Annotated in this window: 15 protein-coding genes and 1 tRNA gene; 11 read left to right on the top strand and 5 right to left on the bottom strand. The window is 68.8% G+C overall.

The annotated features are described in order from the left end of the window. Positions 1-24 precede the first annotated feature (24 nt). Entirely contained in the window at positions 25-1,728 is a 1,704-nt protein-coding gene (locus ACFQ4H_RS27830) for a hypothetical protein (RefSeq protein WP_377576297.1), read from the top strand. An 18-nt stretch (positions 1,729-1,746) separates the two neighbouring features. Beyond that, positions 1,747-3,636: a hypothetical protein gene (locus tag ACFQ4H_RS27825; protein ID WP_377576295.1), complete on the top strand. Its 1,890-nt coding sequence runs from the start codon at positions 1,747-1,749 to the stop codon at positions 3,634-3,636. Positions 3,637-4,012: 376 nt separating this feature from the next. Here ACFQ4H_RS27825 and ACFQ4H_RS27820 read toward each other — a convergent pair whose 3' ends face one another. Both ACFQ4H_RS27820 and ACFQ4H_RS27815 read right to left on the bottom strand, forming a co-directional pair. Then, positions 4,013-5,692 (bottom strand): right-handed parallel beta-helix repeat-containing protein, encoded by a 1,680-nt coding sequence (locus ACFQ4H_RS27820; protein WP_377576292.1) that lies wholly within the window; start codon positions 5,690-5,692, stop codon positions 4,013-4,015. A gap of 165 nt (positions 5,693-5,857) precedes the next feature. Further along, positions 5,858-7,189, bottom strand: a complete 1,332-nt coding sequence (locus tag ACFQ4H_RS27815; protein WP_377576289.1) for a D-arabinono-1,4-lactone oxidase — start codon at positions 7,187-7,189, stop codon at positions 5,858-5,860. Positions 7,190-7,346: 157 nt separating this feature from the next. Between ACFQ4H_RS27815 and ACFQ4H_RS27810 the strand changes: the two genes are divergently transcribed. Next, positions 7,347-8,024, top strand: a complete 678-nt coding sequence (locus ACFQ4H_RS27810; protein ID WP_377576286.1) for a TetR/AcrR family transcriptional regulator — start codon at positions 7,347-7,349, stop codon at positions 8,022-8,024. A 96-nt stretch (positions 8,025-8,120) separates the two neighbouring features. Here the strand turns inward: ACFQ4H_RS27810 and ACFQ4H_RS27805 are convergent, their stop codons facing one another. Further along, the gene (locus ACFQ4H_RS27805) at positions 8,121-9,329 is read right to left on the bottom strand and encodes an amino acid deaminase/aldolase (protein WP_377576283.1); all 1,209 of its coding nucleotides are present in this window, start codon (positions 9,327-9,329) and stop codon (positions 8,121-8,123) included. 466 nt (positions 9,330-9,795) lie between these two features. Between ACFQ4H_RS27805 and tmk the strand changes: the two genes are divergently transcribed. From tmk to ACFQ4H_RS27775, 6 genes are all read left to right on the top strand, one after another. Continuing rightward, positions 9,796-11,877 carry a dTMP kinase gene (gene tmk / locus ACFQ4H_RS27800; protein WP_377576328.1) on the top strand — a complete coding sequence of 694 codons (2,082 nt, stop codon included), beginning with the start codon at positions 9,796-9,798 and terminating at the stop codon, positions 11,875-11,877. Continuing rightward, positions 11,877-13,142 carry a DNA polymerase III subunit delta' gene (locus tag ACFQ4H_RS27795; protein ID WP_377576280.1) on the top strand — a complete coding sequence of 422 codons (1,266 nt, stop codon included), beginning with the start codon at positions 11,877-11,879 and terminating at the stop codon, positions 13,140-13,142. Before tmk ends, ACFQ4H_RS27795 begins: the two co-directional genes overlap by 1 nt. Positions 13,143-13,319: 177 nt before the next feature. Continuing rightward, entirely contained in the window at positions 13,320-13,649 is a 330-nt protein-coding gene (locus tag ACFQ4H_RS27790; protein WP_377576277.1) for a YbaB/EbfC family nucleoid-associated protein, read from the top strand. Further along, positions 13,650-13,955: a hypothetical protein gene (locus tag ACFQ4H_RS27785; RefSeq protein WP_377576274.1), complete on the top strand. Its 306-nt coding sequence runs from the start codon at positions 13,650-13,652 to the stop codon at positions 13,953-13,955. After that, positions 13,955-14,653, top strand: a complete 699-nt coding sequence (locus ACFQ4H_RS27780) for a hypothetical protein (protein WP_377576271.1) — start codon at positions 13,955-13,957, stop codon at positions 14,651-14,653. The genes ACFQ4H_RS27785 and ACFQ4H_RS27780 overlap by 1 nt, the downstream gene beginning before the upstream one ends. Before the next feature lie 63 nt (positions 14,654-14,716). Continuing rightward, complete coding sequence (locus tag ACFQ4H_RS27775) at positions 14,717-15,550, top strand: PSP1 domain-containing protein (protein ID WP_377576268.1); 834 nt, start codon at positions 14,717-14,719, stop codon at positions 15,548-15,550. Between the two features lie 43 nt (positions 15,551-15,593). Here the strand turns inward: ACFQ4H_RS27775 and ACFQ4H_RS27770 are convergent, their stop codons facing one another. Beyond that, entirely contained in the window at positions 15,594-17,321 is a 1,728-nt protein-coding gene (locus ACFQ4H_RS27770; protein WP_377576265.1) for a metallophosphoesterase family protein, read from the bottom strand. A gap of 182 nt (positions 17,322-17,503) precedes the next feature. Here ACFQ4H_RS27770 and ACFQ4H_RS27765 point away from each other — a divergent pair. Further along, positions 17,504-17,576, top strand: a tRNA-Thr gene (locus ACFQ4H_RS27765). A gap of 253 nt (positions 17,577-17,829) precedes the next feature. On the opposite strand, the gene ACFQ4H_RS27760 is transcribed toward ACFQ4H_RS27765, so the two are convergent. Next, entirely contained in the window at positions 17,830-18,084 is a 255-nt protein-coding gene (locus ACFQ4H_RS27760) for a hypothetical protein (RefSeq protein ID WP_377576262.1), read from the bottom strand. Between the two features lie 137 nt (positions 18,085-18,221). Between ACFQ4H_RS27760 and ACFQ4H_RS27755 the strand changes: the two genes are divergently transcribed. Next, on the top strand, positions 18,222-18,830 hold the full coding sequence (locus ACFQ4H_RS27755) for a class I SAM-dependent methyltransferase (protein ID WP_377576260.1): 609 nt from the start codon (positions 18,222-18,224) through the stop codon (positions 18,828-18,830). The last annotated feature ends 249 nt before the right edge of the window (positions 18,831-19,079 follow it).

Genomic DNA, 19,079 nt, shown 5'->3' with positions numbered 1-19,079 from the left:
TTGATCCAATTTGGTCAGGCCAATGTGGCGAACTCGGAGGAGTTCGAGGCCGAAGCCGGAGGGTACCTGCTGGGCAGTAAGTACTTTTTGATCGAGGGCGAGATGGGCCAGGTGGCCCAGGGCATGATGATGCCGCCCGACTTCGCCGAGTGGACGGCGCTCGGAAAGTTCGCCAAGGACAACGTACGAATGCTCGACCGGTTCGTGAACGACGTGTCCAACGGGTTGCTGACCACCGGCAACCTGGCCATCACCAACGGGCTGGACTACGAGACTGCGGACCGGACCAGCGAGGACCGGCTGCGCAAGGTCGACGACGCGTTCCGTAATCCCGGCTCCATCGATCCCGGCGGCCCGGAGGTGCCCACGGCCAACAGCCTGTCCGACGGTTCGGCCCTGCCCGCGCCGGAATACAAGCATGCGGCCTACGAGCCGGGCTACACCGACTGGATGGGCCTGGACCTCGCCGGGATCGCCAAGCTCATCTTCGGGGCCAACGCCCGGTATCCGGAGGAGTTGGCCCTCCGCTGGGGTGCGGTCGCACCCCAGGTCCAGAAGGCCCGCGACCAGCTTGAGGAGTTGATGGGCGGGCTGAGCTGGGAGGGTGCCGCCGGCCAGCACTTCCTGACGAACCTGGATCGGTCGCTCAAGACCATGCAGGGCTGGGCCGACGGTATGCCGGATCGGGTGGAGACCTTCAGCGCGGCGGCCAGCGACCTGACCGAGGCGCAGGCGGAGCTGCGGGCGGTCATCCAGGAGATGAACGCCACCATCAAGAAGTACGAGCAGTTGATCGCCCAGACCACCGACCCGGTCAAGATTGCGAAGTACCGCAAGGAGATCGAGAAGGCGAAGAAAAAGGCGCTGGCCGAGGCCAGGCGGATCGGTGCCCAACTCGGCGGGAAACTGGTCGGATCTGGACCGTGGCAGGTGCCCAAGCGGTTCCGCGGCTTCCTCGGGCTTCCGTGGCCCACTCCGAAGGCGTACGAGCCGGACGGGCCGACCGACTTCTCCACAATGGACACGGAAGTACCGCCGGGACCGCTGGAACCGCTGGTCGACGACAGGTTCACCCTTCCCGACGGCAACGGTCTCGACTTCGACTTCGGTAACGGCTCCGGTGACGGTCTCGGCGATGGGTTGGGTAACCGTCTCGGCGACGGCCTGACGCTGGACCCGACACAGCTGCCCGGCCTGGACGACCAGGCTGCCGGCACCTTCGGGCTGGCCGCCGGGAGCACCAGCGCCGCCGGCCTGCTCCGTGGTCCGGTCGGCGGCGCGTTCGGCGGGATGCTGGCCGGGCGGGGAACTCGGCCCTGGACACCACCACGTCCGCATGTTCTGCCCGGCGGCACGACGGACGGGCACGAACTGCTGCTCGGCCGGGCGGACGGAATCCGGGTCGGACGGCGGGACGACGAGATGCTGCCCGCCACACCCGGGATGATGTCGCCGCTGAACAGCGGCGGGTCACTCGCCGGCCGTGGTACGGGCGCTGCCGCGCCGGGGCGTACCGGCCAGACTCCGACCCGTTCGGTCCGGACCGGAGGAGTCGTGGCCGGGCGACAGGCCGCCGGTTCCGGCGGCGACCAGCGGCGTACCCCGGTGGCCGGTCCCGGGCGGCCCAGCCAGACCCGGCAGAACACGCGGCAATCCACTACGCCGGCTTCTGCCGTACCCGAGACTCCGGCTGTCCGGGCACCACTTCAGGGAACGATCGAAGGCTGACGCCGGGACGGGGGAGTCGTGGAAGGGTTCGATGTCAAGCCGAAGCGGCTGGTTGCCTATGGTGATGACCTGCTGGCCTTGGCCGCTCGTTTTGGCAAGTGGGCGTTTTCCAATGTAGGGCGCCCGAACGAGGGCGGTTCCATGAGTGATGCTGCTCGCCAATATGGTGCGACCGCCCGGTTCGTCGAACTGTCCGCCCTGGCGGCGTCGGCTGACCGCGATGCCCAGGTTCTGTGGTTGTACGTGGACGACGTTGAACGGGGAATTCTCACCCTTGGGTCTGTCGCTATGGAGACCAGCGTAATTTACACCCAAGCTGATGGTCAGTCGAAGAAGAAACTTGGCGAGGTCGAAGATGCCTTGCTGAGAGGCTGGTCGGGAGTCGGTGGAAAGCCGGCGGATGAACCAAGGTACAGCCTCGACAAGTACGAGTCGATTCAATCCGTGCTGAGCCGGGAGCGAGAATCTAGGAACGCCGGAGATTATCCACCCGAACCGGTGGGTAATGCCGAGAAGACGGACTGGGCGTCGATGGACGTGCGGGAGATAATAAGTCGCGTCGTGATGACCGAGTCGGAGTCAATTCGATCGCTTGGAAATCGGTGGAAGACGGCGGCGACTGAGTTGTTGAGACTGTCTGGAGAGGTGGGCGGGCTCAACGACGAGCTGAGCAAGGCCTGGATTTCGGGCGTCGCACGTAATGAATACATGGTCGAAATCCAGGTTGCCCGCGATTCGATTTCGAAGTGGAGCGCCGACATAACATCGCGAGGCGGACAGTTGGTCGGGGTTGCCTCCGCAATCGATGCGGGTCGTCAGCAGATGATCGCATTCCAGAATCGGATGAACGCCGAAGTGAAGGCTGCGCTCGAAAGATTGACCCCGGAGGAGCGCTCCGCCTGGGGTGAGCAGATAGTAGATACCACTGAGGGTCGGATGCAGCCGGAGGCTGCTGATATAGCGTCAGGGATGTCTGAGCAAATTCGTACCGTTGTCCCGTGGGATCCGAGTCAGGGGAAATACAACGGACTGTTGCGGGACGCTCCCGTTCCGCGTCTGAAGGATGACGGAAGTGATACGACGCGTCGGCCCAAGGTCGACGCTCCTGCGATCCGTACCCCTGGTGGTGGGCCGCAGAAGGGGACCCGTACCGGGAAGCCGCAGGTGGACCCGCCGAAGATCGGCGACAAGGACAAGAAGAATCCGGATCAGTTGCACCAGCTGATCCAGCAGTTGCAGCCGATCGACCAGAAGAAGCAGCAGCAGAACCCTCAGCAGGACACCCGGCAGACGCCCGGGCCGTACGAAAATCAGACGCCCGAGGGAAGCCAGACGCCGCAGGTGCAGCAGCCGACCATTCCGACTCCTGACGTCACCGCCCCGACAATGCCCGACTTCGAAAGTCCGGTCATGCCGACCCCCTGGACCCCCACTCCCTGGGTGCCGGCTGCCGGCGGAAGCGGTGGGTCGCTCGGCGGCCGGCTCGGTGGTGGCGGTGGCGCCGATGCGACCGTGGCGTCTGCCGCGTCGGGCAGCGGCACCCTGCTGGGGCGGGGTGTCTTCGAACCGGGCAACAACGACGAGGATCCGACCCTGGCGGGTGTCGGTGGGGGTGGTGCCGACGGTTCCGGGGCCGGAATGCCGTTCATGCCACCGATGATGCCGCCCGCGCTCGGCGGTGGAGGTGGCGGCGGCGGAGGTGGCGGCGGGCGTCCGGTCCGCGGTGGCGCCCCGAAGCTGGTGCAACCGGAGGATGGTGGCGGTAAGGCGATCAGCGGTCGGGGCCAGGGCACCGGACGAGCCAAGCCGAAGATCGTCACGCTGGAGACCGAGGACTGGACGACGACCCCGCGACGGGACGAGCAACAGGTCGAGCGGCCGGAGCAGCGGCGGGTGTACGGCGCCTGACCTGGTACGGCTCCCGACCGGTCTTCCGGGGGGAGGTGTCTGTTCCGATCCTGTCGAGCTGCCTCGTCTGTGCGTCCAGGCGCCGCTGTTCCGGCCGGATGCGTGCCATTGGCGCGAGTTGTGTCGGCGAGTGTAGCCCGCAGATCCTCGTGATCAAGGGTTCGCGTCACCCTGGGGCCATCCAGGACGACGCGAACCCTTGATCGTCAAAGCGGAAGGTGCGGCGGCCGGTGGTTCGTGGCCAGTGGTTCGTAGCCCGATGTCAGGGCTGATGCCCCGTCTGTGCGCCCAGCTCGACAGCAACAAGCCGTGGCGGGCCGGGCTGTGCGGTTGCCCCGGGATCCGCCGGAGCGATGGCGCGGTTGGTGACCGGAGGCTATGCCAGCTCGGTGACCGCAGCCAGATCGTCCAGGACGATCAGCTTGAGTTCGTCCGGCGAGGGCATCCGGCGCAGTTGCAGGAGCCGTTGGGCCTGGGCCTTACGCATGCCGTCGAAGAGCTTGCGGGCCTCCCGGCCGTTGCCGAAGTTGCGGTCCCGTTCCAGAGACCGGAAGTAGGCCCGGGCACCGGCCAACACCTCGGCGTCGAGCGAGTATTCCTGCGATTCCGCCATGGTGGCGAGGATCTGTACCAGCTCGTCCGGGGTGTAGTTCTCGAACTCGATGACCTTGTTGAAGCGGGACGCCAGACCCGGGTTGGCGTCCAGGAAGTCGCGCATCTCGGTGGTGTAGCCGGCGGCGATGACCGCGATCGAGTGGCGGTGGTCCTCCATCAGCTTGACCAGGGTGTCGATCGCTTCCTGCCCGAAGTCACCGCCGGAGCCGAAGGAGCGGGACAGGGTGTACGCCTCGTCGATGAAGAGCACCCCGCCCATGGCGGACTCGAACGCGGCGGCGGTCTTCTCCGCCGTGTGCCCCAGATACTGTCCCACCAGGTCACGGCGGGCGACCTCACGGAACGCGCCCTTGGGCAGTACGCCCAGCGCGGCCAGCAGTTGACCGTAGATGCGGGCCACGGTGGTCTTTCCCGTACCGGGAGAACCGGCGAAGATCAGGTGGCTGCTGGACGGGGTGACGGAGAGCCCGCCGCTGCGCCGCCACTCGTTGACCTGGAGTTCGTCGATCACGGCCCGTACCTCGGCCTTGACCCCGGGCAGGCCCACCAGGCGGTCCAGTTCGGCCAGCAGGTTGCTGACCCGGTCCGCGTCCACGCCGCTGGTCGACATGGGTACGCCCTCGCTGAGCGAACCCCCGGTCGGCTGCCGGTCGGCGGAGCGGACCTCCGCCGTACTGCCCGGCGCGACCAGGATGCCCGGTGCCGCGGTCTGCTCCGTACGGCAGTCGACAACCTGGCCACCGCAGTTGGCGCCGATGCTGATCCCGTTGCCCCGCGCCTCGCGTACCTTGCAACGCCGCAGCGTGGGCGAGCTGTTCTGGGCGACGCCGATGCCCACGTCCCCGGTCCGGACGACCTCGCAGTTCTCGATGGTGGGCCGGGCGTACTCGTACACGTAGATGCCCCGGTAGCCGCAGTCGGTGATGACGCAGTTGCGTAGCGACAGGTCGGCCGAGCGGATGAGGACACCGTCCTCGACGACGTTGCTGATCTCGCAACCCGAGGCCACACCGTCGCAGTTGTCGAACTGGAATCCGAGTTGCGCGCCGGTGACGCGGCACCGGTCGATCTCGAAGGTGGACCGGGCCCCGAGTTGGACCGCAGCGGCGAGCCCGGCGGCCAGCTCGCAGTCGACGATCTTGAGTTTGGTGCCGAACGCGGCGACCGTGGGCGCATCCGCCCCGCGCAGGATCAGGTGTCGCAACTCGACGGTCGCATCGCGGCACTCGATCAGCGACTGGTCGGAGCGCCCGGCCACGATCGTCACGGTTCCCGGTTCCTGGGCGGCGAGCACGATGCTCTGCCGGACGAACCGCAGGTTCTCGTAGTATTCGCCAGCGGCGATGACCACGGTGCAGCCGGGAGTGGCGACCGCCAGCGCATCGGAGATGGTCGGAAACGCTCCGCCCTGGGTGGCGGAGACGAGCAGCGTGTTCGACATGGTTTCCCGGGGTGGCGAACTGGAGCGGCGAAGGAACCGGTTGGTGGGACCGGCGATGCCGGTGATCTGACTCTATCCCAAACAGCTCCCGATCGGGCTGTCGTGATCGCGCCGCATCGACGTGACGAAACGCCGGCACCGTCGCCTGTGGACACCCGGCACCGGTCAGGCGCCCAGCACCCGCTCGGTGTAGTCGTTGGCGAAGATCCGGTCCGGGTCGAGCCGGTCGCGTACGGCCAGGAAGTCGGCGAACCGGGGGTACGCGGGGGCCAGCGACTCCGCGTCCCGGTAGTGCAGTTTGCCCCAGTGCGGCCTTCCGTCCAGTCCCTTGGCGACCTCCTCGAAGGCCCGGAAGTACGGCTCGTACGGCATCCCGGCGTACTGGTGGATCGCCAGGTAGACCGATTCGCGTTGGTAGCCGTGGGAGAGCCAGATGTCGTCCGGGGCGGTGAACCGTACCTCGACCGGGAAGAGCACCTTGAACGGCAGCCCGTCGACGAGGCGACGCAGGGCGGTCAACGCCTCGGGCAGGGCGGCGCGTGGCAGGCCGTACTCCATCTCGGTGAACCTGACCCGGCGTGAGGTGCAGAAGACCCGGTCGGAGCGGCCGGTGTAGATCCGTTCGCTGAGCGCCCGCGCCGAGATCGAGCTGATCGTGGGCACCAGGCCGGGCAGGCTTCGGCCGAGACGGCAGGCCCCCTCGAAGACGGTGTTCGACAGGAACTCGTCGTCCAGCCAGCCCCGGAACCGGGGCAACGGCCGGTCGTCGGTCGGCACCCGGTTGTTGACCTTCACCTGCACCCGGTCGGTGTAGGGGAACCAGTAGAACTCGAAGTGGTCGTTCTCGGAGATCAGGGTGGGCAGCTCGGCCAGTACGGTGTCGAGCGGGGCCGGGCGCTCGTGGGCCTGGAGGGTGTACGACTCGTCGCAGCGCAGGGTCAGGTCGACGATGATCCCCAGCGCGCCGAGCCCCACCCGGGCGGCGGCGAAGACGTCGGGGTGTTCGTCGGCCGAGCAGTGCAGCACCTCGCCCGTGCCGGTGACCAGGGTGAGTGCCTCCACGAAGGTGGAGAGACAGCCGTAGCCGGCACCGGTGCCGTGGGTGCCGGTGGAGAGTGCCCCGGCGATCGTCTGTGCGTCGATGTCGCCGAGGTTGGGCATGGCCAGTCCGTGGCTGGCCAGCAGCTGGTTGAGTGCCCGCAGCCTGGTGCCGGCCCGTACGGTGACCAGCCGTTGTGCCCGGTCGATCCGGACCAGGCCGGCCAGCTTCGCAAGATCGACCCGGTGGTCGTCGGTACGGGCGATGTCGGTGAAGGAGTGACCACTACCTACCGGTTTGATGCGGCGACCGGCGGTCCGGGCGGCCTCGACCGAGGCGACGGTCTCGTCCACCGTTGCCGGCTCGACTACCGTGCGGGCCGTGGCGCTCTGGTTACCGGCCCAGTTCGACCACATCATGTCGACCGTGCCGGACGGTGGGGGTGCGGTACCGCGCATGCGGTCCTCCAGGCCATCCCGAATAGAAAGTGAGACGTATTCATATCAGGATTCCTGGTGTGAGTAAATACCGCAAATCTCCCTCGCTCGTTAATCCAGGTAGCGTTTCGAACCCGCGACGTTCAGATATGTTCATGGCTCGAAAGGGGAGTGGCGAGTGTCCACATCTACCGCCACGTCCGGTCCACTGCGCCGCGTACCGGTGCAGGGCCGCAGCGTAGCCCGGGTCCAACGAATGCTCGACGTCTGCGCCGAGCTGGTCGACGAGGTGGGCTACGAGGGCCTGACCACGACTCTGCTGGCTGAGCGAGCGGAGGTGGCAATCGGGTCGGTCTATCAGTTCTTTCCGGACAAAAGGGCCATCGTGCAGGCGTTGACCCTGCGCAACATGGAGGCCTACCTGGAGCGGCTGAGCGACCGCTTCTCCCGGGGGGACCTCGACCACTGGTGGGACGGGGTCGACGCCGGGATCGACGAGTACATCGCGATGCACCGGCTGGTGCCCGGATTCCGTACGTTGCACTTCGGCGACGTGGTCGACGTACACCTGCTCGACGAGAGCCAGGACAACAACGGCGTCATCGCCGAACAACTCGCCCGGGTGCTGATCGAGCAGTTCGGCATCACCGACGAACCGAACCTACGGTTCGCGTTGGAGATCGCGGTCGAGGCAGCCGACTCCCTGATCAAGCTGGCGTTCCGCCGGGAACCCGAGGGGGACGAGCGGGTGCTGGCCGAGGCCAAGGCGTTGATCCGCGAGTACCTGCACCGGCACGTCGACAACCGTCCCGAGCGGCGACGCCCGGCTGCGAAGACCAGCGGCGGCAAGAAGTAGCGGGTCGGCAGGGGTAGGTAGCGGGGCCGCAAGAAGGTAGTGGGGTCGGCAGTAGCCGGGGACGGCAGGAGAGTCCGAGCCGTGGCGGGGTGCCGCTCAGAGGAAGGCGTGGCCCTCGCCCCGGTACGTCGGCACCGTCGCCACCACCTGATCATCCTCGACCAGGTGCACCTCGTTGACGTGCTCGCACAGTTCCCCGGCCTTGGCGTGCCGGAACCACACCCGGTCGCCGACCCGCAACGCGTCAGCTGCGGCTCCGAGGACGGGGGTCTGCACCTCGCCGGCCCCTTCCGTCCCGTTGAGCCGTAGGCCGACCGGGAGCCACGGGGTGGGTAGGCGACTCGACTGGGCCGGTCCGGATGCGATCCAACCGCCGCCCAGGACCGTCGCCACGCCCGGGCCGGGTCGGCGTACCACGGGAAGAGCGAAGAACGCGGCGGGGGTGGGGCGCCACACCCGGTAGGCGTCGAACAGCGTCGGGCCGTACAACCCCGAACCGGCGGTGACCTCACTCACCGCCGGATCCGCCGTGGTCAGCTCGATGCTGCCGGTTCCGCCGCCGTTGACGTAGGCCAGGTCGGCGTGTGCTCGTACGGCCGCCACCGCAGCGGACCGGCGGCGGAGCAGTTCCTGGTACGACCGGCGGTGCAGGGTGCGGATCGCCACCGCGCGCAGTGCCTGCCGAGGCGGTGCGTCGCCCAGCCCGGCGATCTGTGCCTCGTACGCCATCAGGCCCACCAGTCGGAACCCGCGACGGCCCGCGATCCGGGCGGCCAGTGCGCCGGCGGCGTCGGCCGAGTGCACCGGTGATCGGCGTACCCCCACGTGCAGCCGGCCACCGAACGGTCGCCAGGACGCGTCCAGTTCGAGGCAGACCCGGACCTCGGCCCGCCGGTCCGGCGCGGAGACCGCGTCGATCAGGTCGAGTTGATCTGTGCTGTCCACCATGACGGAGATCGCTTCGGCCAACTCGACGTCCTTGGCCAATTCACCCAGCGCCGCCCGGTCGGCGGTCGGGTAGGCCACCAGCACGTCCCGGGTGACCCCGGACCGGACCAGCCAGATCGCCTCATCCAGGGTGTACGCCATCACGCCCTGCCAGCCGGGCTGTGCCAGGGCCCGGGTCAGCAGGTCGCGGCACCGGACGGACTTGCTGGCCGCCCGGATCGGCTTGCCGGCGGCCCGGGCCGCCAGGGCGGTTGAGTTCGCCGTGAAGGCGGCGAGGTCGACGACCGCGAAGGGCGGGTCGAGGTGTGCGGTGGCGCGGTCGAGGCGCTGGCGCAACGTGTCGCGTTCGGTAGGCACGTAAGTACGCTAATCGGTCATCGGGAAATGCGAAATACCCTCGCGTCTCGCCAGGTGTTCCCCGAGGGCCGTCCGACCCGGCCCGAGGTGGGGTCCGAGCCGGCCCCCAGATGACCGTCGACCTGGCGCCAGAGTGGGGTCCGAGCCGTCGTCCGACAACCGCCGACGTGGGGTGCGGCGGCCCTGCGCGGCGGGCGGTTCCGTGGACGATCGCCTTCTACGCTGCTGCTCGGAGGAATGTCGCCGGGGGCCGGACCCTCGCCGCGATTAGAGTGTGAGGTCGGGGGAGCCCAGCGATGGGCCGGCACGTGGAGGTACGGCCATCGACGCGAATCAGAGCGGTGCGGTCAACGGCGACACACCGGGTGATGCCCCGACGGCGACACCGTCCGCCCAGCTTGACCTGACCGGCTACCAGGCGCTGCGCTCCGTCATGCGGATCCGTCCGTTCCGCCGGCTGTGGATCGTGCTGGGGGCGGCGTCCTTCGGTGACTGGCTCGGCCTCCTGGCCACCTCGATTTTTGCCGCCACCCAGGTCAGCGGGGACACCGCGAAGGGTGCCGCGTTCGGTGGCGTGATCGCCGTACGGCTGCTGCCCGCGCTGGTGCTCGGCCCGGTCGCCGGGGTGTTGGCCGACCGGTTCGACCGGCGCTTCACCATGGTCATCTGTGATCTGTTGCGGTTCGTCCTGTTCGCCTCCATTCCGATGGTTGCCCTGCTCGGGGCCAAGGGTGGTGTCGTCGTGGGCTGGGCGGCGATCGCCACCTTCCTGATCGAGACGGTCACGCTGATCTGGATTCCGGCCAAGGAAGCGGCGGTCCCCAACCTGATCCCGCGTACCCGGCTGGAGATGGCCAACCAGCTCACGTTGATCACCACGTACGGCATCACCCCGATTCTGGCCGCGCTGGCCGCAGCGGGCCTGGAAGCCGCTTTGCGAGGAATTTCCCACAATCCGACGATGGGGTGGGCCGAGCCTGCCCAGATCGCGCTCTGGGTCAACGCCTTCTCCCGACTGGCCACCGCGCTGGTGGTGTTCTTCGGAATCAAGGAGATCAGCGGCCGGGACGGCCGCCGGGACCGCCCGGAACAGGGCATGCTGCGCCAGTTCGTCGAAGGCTGGAAGTTCATCGGGAAGACCCCACTGGTACGCGGCCTGGTGCTCGGCATCCTCGGTGCCTTCGCCGGTGGCGGCATCGTGATCGGTACGGCCCGGTTCTTCGCCTCCTCGCTCGGTGCCGGTGACGCGGCCTTCTACCTGCTCTTCGGCGCGATCTTCGTCGGGCTGGCGCTGGGGATCGGGCTCGGGCCGATGATCGTCCGGGAGATGTCCCGGCGTCGCTGGTTCGGCATGAGCATCGTGCTGGCCAGCGCCTCGGTGCTCATCCTCGCCGTCGCGCTGCACCTGTCGATGGCGATTCTCGGCGCGGTCCTGGTGGGGGCCGGGGCCGGAATGGCCTTCCTCGCCGGCACCACGCTGCTCGGCGGGGAGATCGCCGACGACGTACGCGGACGGGTCTTCGCGGTGGTGCAGACCGGCACCCGGTTGGTGCTGATGCTGGCCATCTCGGCCAGCAGCGTGCTCGTGGGCGTCGGCGGATCCCGGGAGCTGAACATCGCGAACCTGGGTATCTCGATCTCCTCCACCCGGATGCTGCTACTCGCTGCCGGCGTCGCTGGGATCTTCGCTGGCATCAGCGCATTCCGCCAGATGGACGACAAACGAGGCGTTCCGGTACTGCTGGACCTCTGGGGGTCGGTCCGCGGTCGCCCGCTCTCCCCGGCCGAGCCGTTCACCTCGAACGGACTGTTCGTGGTCTTCGAAGGTGGCGAGGGCGGCGGCAAGTCGACCCAGGTGGCCCGACTGGCCGACGCACTCGGCAACCGGGGTCGGGAGGTGGTGGTGACCCGCGAGCCGGGCGCCACCGACGTGGGCGAACGCATCCGGGGACTGGTGCTGGGCGGTGCCACCGGCCCGAACGCACTCTCCCCCCGGGCCGAGGCGCTGCTCTACGCGGCTGATCGGGCGCACCACGTCGCCACCGTGGTACGCCCCGCGCTCACCCGGGGGGCGGTGGTGATCAGCGACCGGTACGTGGACTCCTCCCTCGCCTACCAGGGAGCCGGTCGTACGCTGCCGGTCGACGAGGTCTCCTGGCTGTCGTCCTGGGCCACCGGCGGACTCAAGCCCGATCTGGTGGTACTCCTCGACGTGGACCCGAACGTCGGGCTGAGGCGGGTGGTCGACCGGGGAGCCGGCACCGACCGACTGGAGGGTGAGTCGCTGGAATTCCACGAGCGGGTCCGCTACGCGTTCCTCGACCTGGCCGCCGCCGACCCCAAGCGCTACCTGGTGCTCGACGCGTCCCGCCCGGCGGACGAGATCGCCACCGCCGTCGCCGGCCGACTGGACGAGATGCTGGTCGACCCGACCGCCGAGGGGCGGTCGGGCCTGGGAAAACAGCAGCCTGACCTGCCAGGGCAGCCGAGGCTGTCCGACGACGAGTTGGGCAAGATCGTCGACAGCGAGCTGGAACGGCGGTCCTGATGCCCGATGTCTTCGCCGACCTGGTCGGCCAGCCCGAGGCGGTCGAGACGCTTCGTCGCGCCGCCGAGGCGGCCGGTGCGGTGATCCGGGCCAGCGCGGCAGCGCAGGGCGGCGGTGCGGCACAGCCCGGCGACGTAGGCCAGCCGGGCGGCGACAGCGTACCGACGCTCGCCGCCGCCGGCAGTGCGATGACGCACGCATGGATCTTCACCGGTCCACCCGGATCGGGCCGGTCGGCCGCCGCCCGCGCCTTCGCGGCGGCACTACAGTGCGCGGACGGCACCGGCTGCGGCGACTGCGCCGGCTGCCGTACCACCCGGTCCGGCACCCACGCCGACGTACGGTTCGTGGTCCCCGAAGGGCTCTCCATCGGGGTCAGCGAGATGCGGGCCCTGGTGCTGCGGGCGGCCAGCACCCCGGCCGGCGGCCGGTGGCAGGTGCTGGTCATCTCCGACGCCGACCGGCTCACCGAGGCCGCCGGCAACGCCCTGCTCAAGGCGATCGAGGAGCCCCCACCCCGTACGGTCTTCCTGCTCTGTACGCCGTCGACCCACCCCGACGACATCTCGGTGACCATCCGTTCCCGGTGCCGGTTGGTGCCGTTGGGGCAGCCGTCTGCCGCTGCGGTGGCGGAGGCACTGACCAACCGGGACGGGATCGCACCGGAGTTGGCCGACTGGGCGGCAGCCGCCGCCCAGGGACACGTCGACCGGGCCCGGCTGCTGGCCAGCGATCCGGAGGCCCGTAAGCGGCGGGAGGCCGTACTCGCCGTACCCCGTCGGCTGACCGGCGTCGGCGCGTGCTTCGACGCGGCCTCGGCGTTGATCGAGGCGGCCGAGGCCGAGGCTGCGGCGTCGGTGGCCGAGGCCGACGCCGCCGAGAAGGCCGCCCTACAGACGGCGCTGGGTGCTGGTGGCACCGGCAAGGGAGCCGCCGGCGCGAGCCGGGGCGCGGCCGGGCAGATCAAGGAACTCGAACGCCGGCAGAAGTCCCGGGCGACCCGCGCCCAGCGCGACGCGCTGGACCGGGCCCTGGTCGACCTGGCCGGCTTCTATCGGGACGTGCTGACCGCGGCGCTGCGGGCTCCGGTCGCGCCGGTGCACACCGACACCGTCCAGTTGGCCCGTGCGGCGGCCGAGAAGTGGACCCCCGAGGCCACCCTGCGCCGGTTGGAGGCGGTGCTGACCTGCCGTACGGCCATCGAGGCGAACGTCAAGCCCCGCATCGCCGTGGAGGCGATGATGCTCAGCCTCTGGCGGGGCTGACCGACCTCTGGCGGGGCTGACCGACCTCTGGCGGACTGACCAGCGCTCCTTCCGACGGGCAAAGTGTCAGGGATCGATCTCAAGGGTTCCCTTCCGAATGATCGGCCGGTACGGTTCGGTGCCGTGTCGCGATGGCGACGACACGTTCGGTGAGCGGCCTGCGGGAGGAGCCTGCCGATGGCGGCGCGGGAGATCGACGAAGCCTGGATCGAGGAGGCGGTCGAGCGCTACCGCCGCATCGAGTCGCTGCGGTCCGAGTTCGACCGGGCGGTGCAGGGCGTCGAGGTGACCGTCCGATCTCCGGACGGACTGGTGGAAGTGGCGGTCACCGCCGCCGGGACCATCACCGACGTACGCTTCCTGGCCACCCTGCACACCCGTACGACCACGGAGGTGGCCCGCTCGGTGCGGGCTGCGGTCACTGCGGCGGCCGACGCCGCCCGGTGGGCACGGGAAAAACTGCACACCGAGACGTTCGGCGAGTATCGGACCCTGACGGGGGCCTGAATGGACAGTCTGCGCGAACTTGCCAGTCGGCTCGACGAGGCAGCCGCCACGATGACCAGCGTCGCCCGGGCGGTATCGACCGTCGACCTGGGCCAGACCGCGCTCGGCGCAGACGAGCCGGGCCGTCCGGGTGAACTCGGCCGGGCCCTGTACGCACAGTGGGTCGCCGCCACCCTCGACCGGTCCCGGGAGGCCACCGACCTGGCCCACCAACTGGCCGACGTCGCTGCGGCGGTACGGGTCGCCGCAGCCGGATACGCCGACGTCGACCAGGGCTCCGCACGGCGTCTCCCCGGGGAGGCGTGATGGACCTGCTCGACCGACTGTCCGAACCGGCCACCGACCTGCTCGCCCGGGTCGATGACACGCTCACCGACCTTGGTGCGCCGGACGGTCACCCGATCTGGCCGCTGCTGCGTCGACTCCGGACGCTGCCCGGGGCGGCAGCCAAGGCGATCACCGCCCTCCAGCCGGCGGCGTTGGCCGGTGCCGGCGCCCAGGTGCGCGGCCTGACCAGCGGGTACGACCACACCCGAGCCACCCTCACCGGCAGCAGCAGTTGGCAGGGGGCGGGAGCGGATGCGTACGACGTCCAGCGGGCAGCGTTGGCAGCACACCTCGCCGACGGGCCGGACGGCATCACCGGGCGGCTGACCGACACGGCCGACTTCGCCGACGCCCTCGTCGACTGGGCGGCCGGCGCTCGGGCCGCGCTGGCCGGCACGCTTGCCGAGGTGCTGGCCTCGGCAGAGGCGGTGGCCCTGGTGACCGGACTGTCCCGACACTCCGACCTCGACCCGGACGGTAGCGCCGATCGTGGTGGTACGGCCGCAGCGCAGGCCGCGGCCGAGATCGGCGTACGGGTGCTGTCCACGGTGGCCGAAGCGTACGACCATGCGGCAGAGTTGCTGCGGCGGTGGGAGCCCCGGCTGGCCAGGGTGCCCTACCACCCGGGGCCCGACGGCGTCGTTCGGCTCGACTCGACCATCCGGGTCGCTGACTGATCATGAGCAATCGCGGCTGATCACTGCGACCGGTCCAGGGGAATTCGTCGTAGAGTGATCCGTATGGGCATGCTCTGCGCGGTCAGCTTCAACCGGTACGGGCGCCTCTACTACCTTGATCCCGGCGAGTTCCGGCCGACGGTCGGCGACCGGGTGCTGGTGCCCACCGACGACGGTGCCGAGGTGGCCGAATGCGTCTGGGCAGCGCAATGGGTGAGTGAGGACACCAGCGGATTCCCTCGTCTGGCGGGTATGGCCACCGACCAGGACCTACGCCGGGACGAGTTGCTGCGCAAGCGCAAGGCCGAGGCGAAGGTGGCCGCCAAACGCCTGATCCGGGAGCACGACCTGCCGATGAAGGTGATCGCCGTCGACCACGTGCTGGAGTCGGCGGGCAACGGACGGACGGTCGTCTACTTCACCGCGCCGCACCGGGTCGACTTCCGGTCCCTGGTACGTGACCTCGGGGCGACCCTGCACGGTCGGGTCGAACTGCGGCAGCTCTCGGCGCGTGACTCGGCCCGGGTGCAGGGCGGGATCGGCTCCTGTGGGCGGGACCTGTGCTGCGCCACCTTCCTCACCGACTTCGAGCCGGTCACCATCCGGATGGCCAAGGACCAGGACCTGCCGCTGAATCCGTTACGGATCTCCGGAGCGTGCGGCCGGCTGATGTGTTGTCTGAAGTACGAACATCCGCTGTACCAACGCTTCCAGGACACGGCCCCGGCGATCGGCGCCCGCGTCACCACACCCGAGGGCGACGGTCGGGTGGTCGGCCACAGCGTGCCCCGGGACGCGGTCGTGGTCCGCTTGGACGCAGACGGATCCCGGTGCGTGTGCAGCCGGGCCTCGGTCTGCGAGCCGCGAAAGGCCCACGACGAGCACTACACCGGCTAGCCTCCGGCCCGGACCGCACACGGTTCGACCTACGGCCCGACCGTCATCGGATGGTCAGTGGCGGTTCGGCCAGCCGGGCCGGCAACGGACCCTTCGGGGACAGCCACGAGGTGTCCGGTGCCCCCTGCGGATCGGCCTGCCAGGCCCGCGAGATCCGGTCGATGGCGATCGGGTAGATGGTCAGCACGCCGTCGGGTGCGATGTGCAGCCGTAGGAAGCTCTTCGCGTCCTCGATGCCCTGACCGGCGAAGAGTTCGTTGAGGTTCACCCCGAACGACGCGGCGATCAGCAGGTAGGCGGCGGTCACCTGGCCGGCGGCCAGTCCGGCCATCGGCCCGTAGAGCACCCCGGCCATCAGCACCGGCAACGGCCCGGACCATTCGTAGAACGGCAACATGAGCCACAGCCAGGTGCCGAGTACGGCGAACGCCACGTGCGCGACCCCATGGCTGAGCCCCAGTATCCAGTGCCGGACGAGCCGCTTCCCGCCCGCGCTCGGCGGCTTGGCGAAGAGACCGGCACCGACCAGCATGATCGCCAGCATGCCGACCATCGGCACGCTGAACAGCCCCCGGTCGCTGGTGCCGATCCGGTGCTCCACCACACCGGCCATGGCCAGCATCAGCAGCGTGTGCAGCAGGCCGAGCAGGGCGAGGAAGCCCGGGTTGCGCAGCGGGAGCCGGCCGAAGACGCCCCAGCCGTACCGACGGGAGCGGGCCCTGTCCGGGTAGCGGGCGGCAAGCTCGTACGACTCGGTTGGGCTCGGTCGACGGGTCAGGCTGTCCCGGGGCGGTACCTCGATCTGCTGGGGCAACTTGTGCGTGGGGTAGAGGTACGCGCCCCCGCCACCGCAGGTGATCAGTTGCCGGTCCGGGCCGGTGTACCGGGCATAGTGGTGCAGGTCGCCGGAGACGAGCAGCCGGACCTGGGCCCCGGTCGGGGCGACCACCTTACGGATGAAGTAGTCGAGCGCGTCGTACGCCCCGGGCTTGTCGACGGCCTTGACCCACGACGGTGCCGGCACCAGCACGATCACCCGGGACTGTGGGCCGAGGCGGGTGGCGGCCTGCTCGAAGTACCGTAGCTGTGGATCGTCCAGGTACGCCCCGGTCTGCTCGTCCAGCCCGAACAGCCACCAGTCGGCGGGCAGTTCGATGCTGAAGTAGGACCGGACCTGCGGGGTGCACCAACCGCCGAGGTCGTTGTCCCGGGACCGGGCGAACAACCGGAGGAAGGCGGTAAGCCCGTCGTACCAGTCGTGGTTCCCGGGCACCGCGTAGAGGTTGGGTGGCGACTCGCCGGCCGCCACCTGTGGCAGCGCCGCCTGGTACGGACCCTTGCAGCGGTCCTCGTACGCGTCGCCGCTGGCCGTCGGATAGACCTGGTCGCCGCCCATCAGCAGGACGTCTCCACGGGGCAGCCGGTGCCCCTCGACGTCGATCTCCCGCTGGGCCAGCAGGTAGGCCACCGAGTAGGTGGCGTCGAAGCCGTCGCCCAGGTCGGCGACGTAGTCCAGCCACAGCCCGTCCTCGTCGCCCAACTCCTGATAGCCGTTGCTGGGCAGCGAGTTCTGCAACTCCCGCTTGTCCAGGTACGCCCCGAACAGCATCGCCAACAGGGCCCGGAGTCCGGTGCTGATCAGCAAGAATGGTGCCAACCACGGCACCGGACGGCGCGGCGTGAAACCGAGTTCCTGCGGATCGCAGCTTCTTGGCCGGGGTGGGGCGGGCGTAGCCAGCGGTGATGCCGAAGGTGCCTGGTCGTCGGTCACGGCATGGGAGCCTAGCCCGACCGGTGGGGGAAACGCTGTCCGGTGTCAGCCTTTCTGGGCGATATCCCGAGCGTATCCGTGTCAAATCGTGATCGAATGCGTACGCTGCGACGCCGGGTGGTTGTCGTTCGGCAAACCCGTGGCGCGGCACGGCAGCGCGTGCCGTACACTTGGCCATCGTTGCCGCCTTAGCTCAGTCGGTAGAGCGACGCACTCGTAATGCGTAGGTCGACGGTTCGATTCCGTCAGGCGGCTCGGTACGAGAAGCGCCAGGTCAGCATCCCTGACCTGGCGCTTCTGTCATCCCCGGGGCAGGCTCGTGGCGGACTTGGCTTGCTACCGACACTGATCCGAGGACGAACCTGGCCGGCGGCCTTCCGTGACCGCCACTCGTCGAGGTTGGCTGGCGGTTGGAACAGTGCCGCCCGTTTTCGGGGCCGTGGCCCTGGCCTGCAACACGCCCGTCACGGGCAAACCGCACACCACTTCCGTGGAAGCAACCCTGGGGTCAGATCGCCAGATGCCACATCAGCAGCACGCCAGGGATGAGCCCGGACAGCGACAGTGCGAGTACGGCGAGCACGAGGCAACCGGAGTCCTTTGGGTGGTAGGTCTGCCCGGTTTCTACGTCACGCCTCGAATCAGAGTTCGGCAGTCGAATGGTCTTCCCTGCGTTGATGTCATCTCCCGCCTCCCGGCCCCAGCAGTACATGCATTCGCCCGGGTAGTCCTTTGACCGGCCACACTTCGAGCAGGTGTCCATATCCGCCTCCCTCGATGATCTTTCGAGTGTAGTTCCACTGACGACTCTGCCGAGTGTCCCCGGGGCGGCGGGGCAGTAGTGATGATGACCCTCTATCTCCGGCGGGGAGGGGAGTTCGAGGCTCGTATAGTCACGCGGTGAACTTAAAGCAGGTGGAGCGGGCATATGCGTCCGTAGCGGACCTTTACATCGAACTGTTCGGTACGCGCCAGCAGGTGCACGTCGATGACCTCGCCTTTATCGGGCGACACCTGTCGAGCCGGCCTGGCACGGTGCTCGATCTGGGCTGTGGACCTGGCCATATCACCGACTACCTTCGCTCGCTGGGCGTCGACGCGCAGGGGATCGACATGGTTCCCGAGTTCATCGCCCATGCGAAGGCGGCCCATCCGAACGGCAAGTACCAGCTCGGGTCGATGGAAAAGCTCGACATCGCGGACCACTCGGTCGCCGGCATCCTGGCCTGGTACTCGTTGATCCATCTGCCGCCACAGGATCTCGGGGGCGTGCTCGGTGAGTTTCGGCGAGTGATGGCCCCGGCTGGAACGCTGGTGGTCGGTTTCTTCGACGCTGATGAGGTCGGCCCCTTTGACCACAAGGTTGCGACAGCCTACCGCTGGCCCGTCGACGAGTTTTCGGAGCGGTTGGCGCGAGCCGGCTTCACGGCAGTCGAGCATCTGCGGCGGCCCAGCGATGGCACCCATCGTCCGCATGCCGCTATCGCGGCGATCGCGGCCGACGGGTGAGCGGAGCTGGTGAGCGCTTCGGCGGGATCGGCCCATGACGTGTTGGTGCGGTGATCTCCGGGGGCAGAACGTCGCCGCTGTGATGTGTTAGGGGCTGGTTGCCGCCAGCCCCTAACACAGGCCATGTGGACAGCCAGAATCAGATTCTTACCCCCATGTCTTCGGCCAGTTTCTGTATTGGTTCGGGTGGGGTGTTTCGGGTGGCGCGGAAGATGTCGGTCATGATTGCGTGGGCGGTGGGTCGGTAGC

The organism is Micromonospora sonneratiae, assembly GCF_042679305.1.
Lineage (GTDB): Bacteria > Actinomycetota > Actinomycetes > Mycobacteriales > Micromonosporaceae > Micromonospora_H > Micromonospora_H sonneratiae.
The sequence above is the reverse complement of the archived record's forward strand: the minus strand, read 5'-3'. Positions and strand labels throughout refer to the sequence as shown.